Annotated in this window: 14 protein-coding genes; 13 read left to right on the top strand and 1 reads right to left on the bottom strand. The window is 36.3% G+C overall.

Translation table 11 applies throughout. The annotated features are described in order from the left end of the window. The first annotated feature begins 14 nt into the window (after window positions 1-14). From rsgA to spoVM, 4 genes are all read left to right on the top strand, one after another. Window positions 15-896 carry a ribosome small subunit-dependent GTPase A gene (gene rsgA / locus MHI39_RS16315; protein WP_278891243.1) on the top strand — a complete coding sequence of 294 codons (882 nt, stop codon included), beginning with the start codon at window positions 15-17 and terminating at the stop codon, window positions 894-896. A 2-nt stretch (window positions 897-898) separates the two neighbouring features. After that, a complete protein-coding gene (gene rpe / locus MHI39_RS16310) occupies window positions 899-1,549 on the top strand; it encodes a ribulose-phosphate 3-epimerase (RefSeq protein WP_278891245.1) in 651 nt (216 codons plus the stop codon). Window positions 1,550-1,670: 121 nt separating this feature from the next. Beyond that, window positions 1,671-2,318 carry a thiamine diphosphokinase gene (locus MHI39_RS16305; RefSeq protein ID WP_342539748.1) on the top strand — a complete coding sequence of 216 codons (648 nt, stop codon included), beginning with the start codon at window positions 1,671-1,673 and terminating at the stop codon, window positions 2,316-2,318. A 187-nt stretch (window positions 2,319-2,505) separates the two neighbouring features. Next, window positions 2,506-2,586 (top strand): stage V sporulation protein SpoVM, encoded by an 81-nt coding sequence (spoVM, locus tag MHI39_RS16300; RefSeq protein WP_058002606.1) that lies wholly within the window; start codon window positions 2,506-2,508, stop codon window positions 2,584-2,586. 56 nt (window positions 2,587-2,642) lie between these two features. Here spoVM and rpmB read toward each other — a convergent pair whose 3' ends face one another. Beyond that, window positions 2,643-2,831 (bottom strand): 50S ribosomal protein L28, encoded by a 189-nt coding sequence (rpmB, locus tag MHI39_RS16295; protein WP_058002607.1) that lies wholly within the window; start codon window positions 2,829-2,831, stop codon window positions 2,643-2,645. A gap of 140 nt (window positions 2,832-2,971) precedes the next feature. On the opposite strand from rpmB, the gene MHI39_RS16290 reads away from it, so the two are divergent. From MHI39_RS16290 to fabD, 9 genes are all read left to right on the top strand, one after another. After that, the gene (locus MHI39_RS16290; RefSeq protein WP_342539746.1) at window positions 2,972-3,364 is read left to right on the top strand and encodes a hypothetical protein; all 393 of its coding nucleotides are present in this window, start codon (window positions 2,972-2,974) and stop codon (window positions 3,362-3,364) included. A 53-nt stretch (window positions 3,365-3,417) separates the two neighbouring features. Continuing rightward, on the top strand, window positions 3,418-3,780 hold the full coding sequence (locus MHI39_RS16285) for an Asp23/Gls24 family envelope stress response protein (protein ID WP_251337920.1): 363 nt from the start codon (window positions 3,418-3,420) through the stop codon (window positions 3,778-3,780). Between the two features lie 17 nt (window positions 3,781-3,797). Next, window positions 3,798-5,471, top strand: coding sequence for a DAK2 domain-containing protein (locus MHI39_RS16280; RefSeq protein WP_342539745.1), 1,674 nt, complete (start codon window positions 3,798-3,800; stop codon window positions 5,469-5,471). Between the two features lie 139 nt (window positions 5,472-5,610). Then, window positions 5,611-6,273: an L-serine ammonia-lyase, iron-sulfur-dependent subunit beta gene (sdaAB, locus tag MHI39_RS16275; protein WP_342539743.1), complete on the top strand. Its 663-nt coding sequence runs from the start codon at window positions 5,611-5,613 to the stop codon at window positions 6,271-6,273. 70 nt (window positions 6,274-6,343) lie between these two features. Continuing rightward, window positions 6,344-7,231, top strand: a complete 888-nt coding sequence (sdaAA, locus tag MHI39_RS16270; RefSeq protein ID WP_342539741.1) for an L-serine ammonia-lyase, iron-sulfur-dependent, subunit alpha — start codon at window positions 6,344-6,346, stop codon at window positions 7,229-7,231. After that, window positions 7,224-9,269, top strand: a complete 2,046-nt coding sequence (recG, locus tag MHI39_RS16265; RefSeq protein WP_342539740.1) for an ATP-dependent DNA helicase RecG — start codon at window positions 7,224-7,226, stop codon at window positions 9,267-9,269. Before sdaAA ends, recG begins: the two co-directional genes overlap by 8 nt. A gap of 97 nt (window positions 9,270-9,366) precedes the next feature. Next, a complete protein-coding gene (fapR, locus tag MHI39_RS16260) occupies window positions 9,367-9,930 on the top strand; it encodes a transcription factor FapR (RefSeq protein ID WP_078109714.1) in 564 nt (187 codons plus the stop codon). A 60-nt stretch (window positions 9,931-9,990) separates the two neighbouring features. Beyond that, window positions 9,991-10,980, top strand: coding sequence for a phosphate acyltransferase PlsX (gene plsX, locus MHI39_RS16255; protein ID WP_342539738.1), 990 nt, complete (start codon window positions 9,991-9,993; stop codon window positions 10,978-10,980). 12 nt (window positions 10,981-10,992) lie between these two features. Beyond that, window positions 10,993-11,934 carry an ACP S-malonyltransferase gene (gene fabD, locus MHI39_RS16250; RefSeq protein ID WP_071976659.1) on the top strand — a complete coding sequence of 314 codons (942 nt, stop codon included), beginning with the start codon at window positions 10,993-10,995 and terminating at the stop codon, window positions 11,932-11,934. Window positions 11,935-12,020 lie beyond the last annotated feature (86 nt).

The raw sequence follows: 12,020 nt of genomic DNA, 5'->3' as shown, positions 1-12,020 counted from the left end.
AAGGAGTCGATGCTATGCCTGAAGGGAAAATTATCAAGGCATTAAGTGGGTTTTATTATGTATTAGATGGTCATCAAATTATCCAATGTAGAGGGAGAGGGGTTTTTAGAAAAAATAAAATTACCCCTCTTGTTGGAGACTCTGTTGTTTACCAGGCAGAAAATGAGCGGGAAGGATACATTATGGAGGTATATGAAAGAAAAAATGAGCTGATTCGACCTCCAATTGCCAATGTAGATCAAGCGATTCTTGTTTTTTCTGCTAAAGAACCAGATTTTAGTTCGATATTACTTGATCGATTTTTAGTAATTATTGAATCAAATGAGATTAATCCTATCATTTGTATTACAAAGATGGATTTATTAACGGATGAAGAAAGATTGAAGTTAAGAGACTTTGTAAACGATTATCGAAAAATTGGTTATGAAATCACTTTATCCTCTTCAAAAACAGAAGAAGGATTAGATAAGCTTTTGCCACATATAAAAGGGAAAATTAGTGTATTTGCTGGACAATCTGGCGTAGGGAAGTCATCTTTATTAAATGCAATTAAACCTGATCTCGAATTAAAGACGAGTCATATTTCTTCTCATTTAGGTAGAGGAAAGCATACTACCCGCCATGTTGAATTAATTGATATCGAGAATGGCCTAGTTGCTGATACTCCAGGATTTAGTGCTTTAGAATTCGATACCTTAGAGGCAGAATACTTATCAAATTGTTTCCCTGAAATGGCTGCATTGAGAAATGATTGTAAATTTCGCGGTTGCTTACATTTAAATGAACCTAAATGTGCAGTTAAGGATGCTGTGGCAAATGAAGAGATACCTAGATATCGTTATGATCACTATTTACAGTTTTTGCAGGAAATAAAAGATAGAAAGCCGAGGTACTGATTATGGTGAAAATTGCACCATCGATTTTATCTGCAAATTTTTCAAAATTAGCTGATGAAATAAAAGATGTCGAAAAGGCAGGAGCCGATTATATTCATATTGATGTGATGGATGGACATTTTGTTCCAAATATTACGATGGGTCCATTAGTTGTAGAAGCAATTCGTCCTATAACAAAACTTCCTTTAGATGTTCATTTAATGATTGAAAATCCGGATCAATTCATTGAATCCTTCGTAAAGGCAGGAGCCGATTATATAACTGTTCATGTTGAAGCATGTAAACATTTACACCGTACGATTCAATATATCCGTTCCTTTGGTGTTAAAGCGGGTGTAGTTCTAAACCCGGCAACACCAGTTGAGATGATCAAGCATGTTCTGAAAGATATTGATATGGTATTACTTATGACGGTAAATCCTGGTTTTGGAGGTCAACGTTTTATTAAAAGTGTACTTCCAAAAATCAAACAAGTTAAAGAGCTGATTGACCAAGAAGGATTAAATATTGAGATTGAGGTGGATGGAGGAATTAATCCTGAAACAGCAAAACTTTGCTCTGATGCAGGGGCGAATGTACTGGTAGCTGGTTCTGCTATTTATAATCATGAAGACCGTAAAAAAGCAATCAATGAGATTCGTAAAACATTATAATAATAACAAACTAGTCAGCTATTTGCTGGCTTTTTGTTTAGTTTAAGTAACAACTAGAGCGGTTTTTAACGTTTATTAATTGTGAAAGCTTAACCTAAAGAATAAGAAAGGAATGAAAAACATGCAACCAATTATTCATATTGTCGCAGGTGGACCTCGTACATATATTCCTGATCTCTCCAACTATAATTCATCCGAAGTAATATGGGTTGGGGTAGATTTTGGCGTGATGTATTTAATTCAAAATAATATTCACCCTTCATTGGCGTTTGGTGATTTTGATTCCGTCACAAAAGACCAATGGGAACAAATGAAACAAATTACGAATAATATTAAAAAATATAAACCAGAAAAAGATGAAACAGATATGGAGCTTGCTTTTTTATGGGCAATAAATCAAAATCCACGGATCATAAGAATTTTTGGCGCGACCGGTGGAAGAATGGATCATTTTATGGCTAATGTTATGATACTAACAAGGGAAGAAAGTATTGAATGTACGATAGAAGTCATTGATAAACAAAATATAATTTCCGTTTTTTCTCCAGGTCGGTACACGATTAACAAAATAGATAAAAGATCATATATTTCTTTTATTCCTCTCAGTAAACATGTAGAGGGAATAACATTGCTTGGGTTTAAATATCCGTTAGAAAATAAACACATACAAATGGGATCGACATTATGCATCAGTAATGAACTTATTGAAGAAACCGGTACTTTTTCTTTCACATCAGGCATATTAATGATGATAAGAAGTGAAGATTGATAATTTTATAAGCCCTTTTTTCAGGGAGCGTACTCATTTTTATTTGTTATGAATAAACTATTTTAACCCGATATATTTGGGCAACTGGATTAGCTTGTTTACACCATTTTTAGAAAACTATTTGATTTTCTAATCTAGTGGTAATTTGCTCGATATTGGTTTGTAAGTTAAATGAGGAGGGACATGTATGAAATTTTATACAATTAAGTTACCTAAATTTTTAGGTGGAATTGTTCGTGCGATGCTAGGGACGTTTAAAAAAGAGTAAAAAAAAATGCCGATTGTCGGCATTTTTTTTACTATGCCAGGATAATGCTGAAACGATTATACGCGTTCAACTTTTCCTGATTTTAATGCTCTTGCAGAAACCCAAACACGTTTAGGCTTACCATCTACAAGAATACGAACTTTTTGAAGATTAGCTCCCCAAGTACGTTTATTTGCGTTCATTGCGTGAGAACGTGAATTTCCTGAGCGAGTTTTACGTCCAGTTACAACACATTTTTTTGGCATATTATTTCCCTCCTTACCCTGAAGTCGAAATATCATATGTTTCATCACTTCAATATTCATCATAAAAAGATACCTTAATAATTTATCATACAACCCTCAATAATGCAAGACTCCAACTAAAACCTTTCAAGAAAAAATACTTGACAAAACGAAAAGCGAAGGCGACTGGTCTGCTCCGACAGGCAAATGTTCTCCCACTCAATGAAGTCAGCTCTTTGACTTTAATGAGTGGGAGGTTATTTGACCCCGAGGAGCAAGGAGCCGCAGCTAGACAAAAACGAAAAGCGAAGGCGACTGGTCTGCTCCGACAGGCAAATGTTCTCCCACTCAATGAAGTCAGCTCTTTGACTTTAATGAGTGGGAGGTTATTTGACCCCGAGGAGCAAGGAGCCGCAACTAGACAAAAACGAAAAGCGAGGCGACTGGTTTGCTCCGACAGGCAAAGTGGAAAATCTGCCTTTGATGTTCCTAAGTCAGCCTTTGACTTCAAAGTATCGATTTTTATTCGACTTTTAAATAAAAATATATTATAGTAAAATGACTATAGCTAGGTTAAAGTTATGAATCCAGTTAGGGGGAAAAGCAAATGTCCATTGAAATGAAAACAAATTTTGGTCATATAGATATTTCTCACGATGTGGTTGCAACAATCGCAGGTGGAGCTGCCATCGATTGTTACGGTATTGTCGGTATGGCATCTAAAAATCAAATTAGAGATGGAATCACTGACATTTTGCGTAAAGAAAATTTCTCTCGCGGTGTCATTGTACGTCATGAAAATGATGAATTACATATTGACATGTATATAATTGTTAGCTATGGAACAAAAATTTCAGAAATCGCACATAATGTTCAATCAAAAGTGAAATACACACTTGATAAAACGATTGGAATATCTGCAGACTCTATAAACATCTTTGTTCAAGGAGTCAGGGTGACAAACCCGTAATAAGGAGGAAAAGATTCGTGGCAATTACATCTTTGGATGGAAAACGTTTCGCGGAGATGGTTATAAAAGGTGCCAACCATTTGGCAAGTAATGCGAAAATAGTTGATGCTTTAAATGTATTTCCAGTACCAGATGGAGACACTGGAACGAATATGAATTTATCAATGACATCAGGTGCAAAAGAGGTTCAAAAAAATGTACAAGACCATATTGGTCATGTAGCAGCTGCCCTGTCTAAAGGACTACTTATGGGGGCAAGAGGGAACTCTGGAGTCATTCTTTCTCAATTATTTCGTGGGCTAGGTAAAGCAATCGAAAATAATAAAGAAGTAACAACAAAGGAATTTGCTGCTGCCCTTGAAGCAGGTGTTGAGACAGCATATAAAGCAGTAATGAAGCCTGTTGAAGGAACAGTTTTAACAGTCGCAAAAGATGCTGCAAAAAAAGCTGTAGAAATTGCTAAAATTGAAATTGATTTTATTCCATTTATGGAATCTATTGTAGAGGAAGCGAAAAAGTCTTTAAATCGAACACCAGAATTACTTCCTGTATTAAAAGAAGTAGGAGTAGTCGATAGTGGTGGACAAGGACTTGTTTTTGTTTATGAAGGATTTTTGGCGGAATTAAAAGGGGAAGCGTTACCAAATGAATCAACTATTTCTTTTTCAATGAATGAGATGGTAAGCGCAGAACATCATAAAAATGCTCAAAGTTTCATGAATACCGAAGATATTGAATTTGGGTATTGTACGGAGTTTATGGTGAAATTTGAAGAGGATAAATTAAAAAAACATCCATTTTCAGAGGAAAAGTTTCGTAATGAATTAAGTCGTTTTGGCGATTCATTACTAGTTGTATCAGATGATGAACTGGTTAAGGTTCATATCCATTCTGAACAACCAGGTGAAGTATTAACATTTGGGCAACAATACGGCAACTTAATCAATATGAAAATCGAAAATATGCGTCAACAGCATAGTTCAATTATTGGAGATATGCATAACACATTAGAAACAACAGTACCTAAAGAAGAACAGGAATACGGAATTATTGCTGTTTCTATGGGTCAGGGAATTGCTGATTTATTTAAAAGTATTGGTGCTAGTGCTGTAATTGAAGGCGGTCAGACGATGAATCCTAGTACGGAAGATATATTGACTGCTGTAAAAGATGTAAATGCGAGAAAAATAATTATCTTGCCGAATAATAAAAATATTATTATGGCTGCTGAGCAGGCGGCACAGGTGTCTGAACAAGAAATAATTGTCTTACCTACGAAAACCGTGCCACAGGGAATGTCAGCATTACTTTCATTTAACCCGTCCTTATCTTTAGAGGAAAATGAGAAGTTAATGAAAGAAGCGATCCAACATGTGAAAACAGGACAAGTAACTTATGCAGTCCGGGATACAACTATTGATGGGATTGCCATTGAAAAAGATGATTATATGGGCATCGCTGATGGGAAAATCATTGAAACAAGTAAAGATCTTATTTCAGCAACGACTTCATTGGTAAATAAAATGGTCAATGAAGATGATGAGATTATTACAATTATTTATGGCGAAGATATTTCAGCTGAACAGGTAGAAAATGTGACAGCATTTATTGAGAAGAATTATGAAGATATTGAAGTTGAAGTTCATAATGGAAAACAGCCTTTATATTCATTCATTATTTCTGTTGAATAATATTTCTTACCAGCTAAAATAATTTTACCAATCAAACAATTGAAGATATAATATATAGAAGGGGAAACCCTTCTATTTCCTTTTTATCGACAAAAATCGTTAATGTGAATATAATATCTAGTCGAGGGAGTTGGCCAAAATGAAATATAAAAGCGTATTTGATATTATCGGTCCGGTCATGATTGGACCATCCAGTTCGCATACTGCAGGAGCTGCTAGAATTGGTCGAGTTGCTCGTACACTTTTTGGCAGAGTTCCTAAATGGGCGAAAATCTATTTTTACGGTTCTTTTGCGGAAACCTATAAAGGACATGGAACAGATGTTGCAATAGTTGGTGGTTTACTAGATTTTGATACCTTTGATGAAAGGATCATCAATTCTATTAATCTTGGAAAAGAACAAGGATTGCATATCGAATTTTTTACCGAAACCGCTGTTCCAGACCATCCGAATACAGCAAGACTTGTTATTGGTGATGAGATTGGTGAAATGGAACTTGTGGGAATTTCCATAGGTGGAGGTAAAATTGAGATAACTGAACTGAATGGCTTTGAACTCAGATTAACAGGACATCATCCAGCCATATTAGTCGTTCATAATGATCGATTTGGAGCTATCGCAGCAGTTTCCAATGTATTATCAAAATATGAAATCAATATTGGACATATGGAAGTTTCCCGTAAGGAAGTAGGACAAATGGCACTAATGGTCATTGAAGTTGATCATAATATTGATGAATACATTTTGAAAGAAATTCAAGAACTACCTAATATCACACAAGTTGCTAGAGTTGTGGATTAATTTAATTCTATTTGAAAAGTAAAGTTTTGGGAGCGCTTACGGTATAGCAACTAGTAAGGAGGTTTTTAAAATGTTTAAAAATGTAGCAGAATTAGTGGAAATGGCAGAAACTCAAAATAAAAAAATCTCCGAAATCATGATTGAACAAGAGATGGAAGTGACAGGCAGATCACGTGAAGAAATTTTCTCTCAGATGGACAAAAGTCTAAAAGTGATGGAAGATGCTGTAGAACGTGGATTAAATGGAGTGACTTCTCACTCTGGTTTAACAGGTGGAGATGCTGTTTTAATGCAACGATATATCGAAAAAGGGAATTTTTTATCAGGTGAAACCATTTTAGATGCAGTAAGTAAGGCTGTAGCAACCAATGAAGTAAATGCGGCAATGGGAACGATTTGTGCAACGCCAACTGCTGGATCTGCAGGTGTAGTACCGGGTACTCTATTTGCAGTGAAAAACAAATTACATCCAACACGAGAACAAATGGTTCAATTCCTTTTTACTTCAGGCGCATTTGGTTTCGTTGTTGCGAATAATGCTTCCATTTCTGGTGCAGCTGGTGGCTGTCAAGCAGAGGTTGGATCAGCAGCAGGGATGGCAGCTGCTGCAATTGTTGAAATGGCAGGTGGGACACCTTCTCAATGTGCAGAGGCCATGGCGATTACCCTGAAAAATATGCTTGGACTTGTTTGTGATCCTGTTGCAGGCCTTGTTGAAGTACCATGTGTTAAAAGAAATGCGATGGGTGCTGCAAATGCAATGGTTGCAGCAGATATGGCTTTAGCAGGAATTACAAGTCGAATTCCATGTGATGAAGTGATTGATGCAATGTTTAAAATAGGGCAGAGTATGCCTACTTCTTTAAAAGAAACTGCTCAGGGAGGACTTGCGGCAACTCCAACCGGCCGAAGATTAGAGGCTAAAATTTTTGGAATGCCACTAGGTGACCGTGACTAATTTAAAGGATTCTGTATCTATCATTAAAGGTATTGGTGAGGAAACCGCGAGTATCCTTGCATCTATGGGGATATTTACTGTTTTTGACTTGCTAGAGCATTTCCCTTATCGTTATGAAGATTATCGATTACGAGATTTACAAGATGTTGAGCACGAAGAGAAAGTGACTGTTGAGGGGAAGGTTCATAGTGAGCCTTCTCTTATGTTTTATAATCGCAAACGTTCCAGGTTAACTATTCAATTATTTGTAGGTAGGCATCTAATAAAAGTTTACTTTTTTAATCAACCATATTTAAAAAAGAAGCTAAATATTGCTGATACAATAACGGTGACAGGAAAATGGGATAAACATCGTGCAGCAATAACTGCCCAAGAATGTAAGTTGGGCCCTCATCAAAATACAGCTGAATTTGAACCTGTTTATTCTGTTAAAGGATCATTAACGGTCAAAACATTGAGGAAATTTATATTTCAAGCATTTCAGCATTATGGTCATGAAATTGATGAAAATCTACCAATTTCCTTAATAGAAAAATACAAATTAATGGCAAGGAAAGACGCCATGAAAATGATGCATTTTCCCGAATCTCAAGAAGATGTAAAGCACGCTAGAAGACGATTCGTCTATGAAGAATTTCTATACTTTCAATTAAAGATGCAGGCTCTAAGGAAATTTGAAAGAGAACATTCTGCGGGGATTGCGCAGCACTATGATTTACAAAAACTGCGTGATTTCTTCGACAAATTGCCCTTCCCACTAACAGATGCACAAAAAAGAGTCATTAATGAAATATGTGCAGATTTGAAATCCCCCTATCGAATGAATCGCTTATTGCAAGGGGATGTTGGTTCAGGAAAAACTGTAGTAGCTGCAGTTGCATTATATGCTAGTTGGACCGCGGGATATCAAGGTGCTTTAATGGTACCAACTGAAATATTAGCGGAGCAACATGCAAGCTCCTTACAAGCTCTATTAGGACAGGTTGGTTTGGAAGTAGCTCTACTAACAAGCTCGGTTAAAGGGAAAAAACGAAAAGAGCTTTTAGAGAGACTGGAAAATGGGGAAATTAATATCTTAATTGGAACCCATGCATTGATTCAGGATGAGGTTCAATTTCACCGTCTAGGTTTAGTAATAACTGATGAACAACACCGATTCGGGGTTGAACAAAGGAGAATACTAAGAGAAAAAGGGATTGCTCCTGACGTTTTATTTATGACGGCTACACCAATTCCAAGAACATTAGCCATTACTGCTTTTGGCGAAATGGATGTTTCAATTATTGATGAACTGCCAGCTGGGAGAAAAATGATTGAAACCTATTGGGCAAAACATGAGATGCTAGAGCGTGTATTAGGATTTGTAGAAAAAGAGTTATCTAAAGGGAGACAGGCATATGTCATTTGTCCGCTTATTGAGGAATCTGAAAAGCTTGATGTTCAAAATGCGATAGACGTATATCATATGCTTACGGATTACTATCAATCAAAATTTCATGTTGGGCTTATGCATGGTCGCCTCCATCCAGATGAAAAAGAGCAAGTAATGAAAGAGTTCAGTAGCAATCAAATTCAAGTACTTGTCTCTACAACAGTCGTAGAGGTTGGGGTAAATGTACCGAATGCAACAATTATGGTCATTTATGATGCAGAACGTTTTGGTCTTTCACAATTGCATCAGCTTCGAGGCAGGGTCGGTAGAGGAGAAGATCAATCATATTGTTTTCTACTTGCAAACCCAAAAACAGATGTTGGTAAAGAAAGAATGAAAATAATGACAGAAACCAATGATGGGTTTTTATTAAGTGAAAAAGATCTTGAGCTTCGTGGACCTGGAGACTTTTTTGGAAAAAAACAAAGTGGGTTGCCTGAGTTTAAAGTTGCGGACATGGTACATGATTATCGTGCACTTGAAGTAGCACGAAATGATGCGCAGTTACTTATAAATCAGGAGGATTTCTGGACAAATGATGAATATACTCAATTAAGAAATTATATTGAGAAATCCGGAGTATTAGCAGGAGAAAAATTAGACTGAAGGAGAATGCAAGATTACTTATCTTGCATTCTCCTCATTCTTTTTATATACTACTATTAGTACCAAGTCCTAATATCGTGAATGGTGATGATTGTTGATGAAGATAATGAAAAAAGAACGGCAAATACGATTACAGGATACGATAAAAACTAATCCATTTATTACTGATGAAGAACTGGCAGAACAATTTCATGTAAGTGTCCAAACCATTCGCTTAGATCGACTGGAGTTATCTATTCCAGAGTTAAGGGAAAGGATAAAGAATGTTGCGGAGAAACGTTTTGCAGATGAGGTCATTTCACTTCCGATCGATGAGGTTATCGGAGAAATTATAGATATTGACCTGGATAAAAGTGCAATATCTATTTTCGAGGTAAAAAAAGAACACGTGTTTAAACGAAATGCGATTGCACGAGGACATCATCTTTTTGCACAGGCAAATTCATTAGCAGTTGCTGTGATCAATGATGAATTAGCATTGACAGCTAAAGCGAATATTCATTTTACTCGTTCGGTAAAGCTAGGAGAACGTGTGATTGCAAAAGCAAAAGTATACGATGTACATAATGAAAAAGACCGAACTGTTGTAGAGGTTAATAGTTTTGTTGGAAATGAACTTGTATTTAAAGGTGAGTTCGAAATGTATCGAAATAGTCATTAATTTAAATAGATGCGATTGTTTCGATAATAGATAGAGTTTGAAATAGAAAAGGTGACAAATATGAAAATTGCTATTGATGCAATGGGTGGAGACAACGCTCCTAAGGAAATAGTTTTAGGTGTAAATAAAGCAATTAAAGAATTTCCCGATATTGAAATAATACTATTCGGGAAAGAAGATGAAATTAAACAATATTTAGAAGAAAATCCACGTGTTGAGGTTGTCCATACTGATGAAGTAATCGAAGGAACTGATGAGCCTGTCAAAGCCGTTCGACGTAAAAAACAAGCCTCCATGGTCTTGATGGCCCAGGCAGTTGCTGATGGCAAGGCAGATGCCTGTATTTCAGCCGGAAACACAGGAGCATTAATGGCTGCAGGGCTATTCGTTATTGGACGAATTGACGGAATTGAACGTCCTGCACTTGCCCCTACTTTACCAACAATTGATGGTAAAGGTTTTGTTATGCTAGATTTGGGTGCAAATGCTGAAGCGAAACCAGAACATTTACTCCAATATGCCATTATGGGGTCCATCTATGCAGAGAAGGTACGTGGTATTGCTAAACCACGGGTTGGCTTATTGAATATTGGAACGGAAGAGAAAAAAGGAAATGAATTAACGAAAAAAACATTTGAATTGTTAAAAGAAGCTGATTTAAACTTTGTAGGTAATATTGAATCAAGAGAGCTTTTACAAGGTCCGGCTGATGTTGTCGTAACAGATGGATTTACTGGTAATATGGTGTTAAAAACAATTGAAGGTACGGCAGGATCGTTATTCTCACTCTTAAAAAAAGCATTTATGACGAATTTTAAAAGTAAATTGGCTGCTGGTTTAGTAAAAAATGAGCTTAAAGAATTAAAAAATATGATGGATTACACTGAATATGGTGGTGCAGGTCTTTTTGGTATAAATTCACCGGTTATTAAGGCTCATGGTTCATCAAATGCCAATGCCCTTTATAATGCAGTAAGACAAGCACGAGAAATGGCTAGTCATCATGTGACACAAATTATTAAAGATACGATAAAAAAGGAAAACAAGTAAGGAGAGATTATCATGGGGAAAATTGCATTTGTTTTTCCAGGTCAAGGTTCTCAAACGGTTGGTATGGGAGAATCAGTAATTGAAAACAATGCTGATGCGAAATCAATCTTTGAACGTGCAGACAAGCGTTTGGGATATTCTTTATCAACTATTATTTTAAATGGACCATTGGATCAATTAACATTAACGACCAATGCACAGCCAGCATTACTTACTACGAGTATAGCTATATTAAATTGTCTTGAAGAAGCAGGAATACGTGCAGATTATACAGCAGGTCATAGTCTTGGAGAGTACACAGCACTCGTTGCAGCTGGAGCAATTGATTTTGAGGATGCCGTTTATGCTGTTCATAAACGTGGTGAATATATGGAAGAAGCTGTGCCGAATGGTGAAGGAACGATGGCTGCTGTACTTGGCTTGGATCGAGATTCACTTCAAGAAATTACAAAAGAAATTACGTTAAGTGGTCATTCTGTTCAATTAGCAAATTTAAATTGTCCAGGACAAATCGTTATTTCTGGGACAGTAAAAGGTGTTGAACTTGCTTCACAAAAAGCAAAAGAATCAGGTGCAAAGCGTGTACTTCCTTTACAAGTAAGTGGACCATTTCATTCTGAGCTAATGAAACCAGCTGCAGAAAAATTTGTCCAGGTTCTTGATGAAATCACTGTACAAGATGCTAAAACACCAGTTATTGCTAATGTTACAGCAGGAGCAATGCATCAATCTCAAGATATTAAAGCAAAACTAATTGAACAATTGTATTCACCTGTTTTATGGGAGGATTCAATCGTTACAATGATCGAAGATGGTGTTGATACTTTTATAGAAATAGGGCCAGGAAAAGTTTTATCTGGATTAATAAGAAAAATAAATCGAGATGTTAAAACATACTCCGTTCAAGATATTGAAAGCTGTGAAAAACTTATTAGTGAACTAAGTAGTAACTGAGCGCTCAAATATGAATGAAATCGGTTTTCGTATAGTTTGTTGCTTATGTAATAGCCCTACTGTAGGCGTACTTTCTAATAAGGTAC

This window comes from Heyndrickxia sp. FSL K6-6286 (genome assembly GCF_038630395.1).
Lineage (GTDB): Bacteria > Bacillota > Bacilli > Bacillales > Bacillaceae_C > Heyndrickxia > Heyndrickxia oleronia.
Note: the sequence above shows the minus strand (reverse complement) of the source record. Positions and strands in the feature narration are given on the sequence as shown.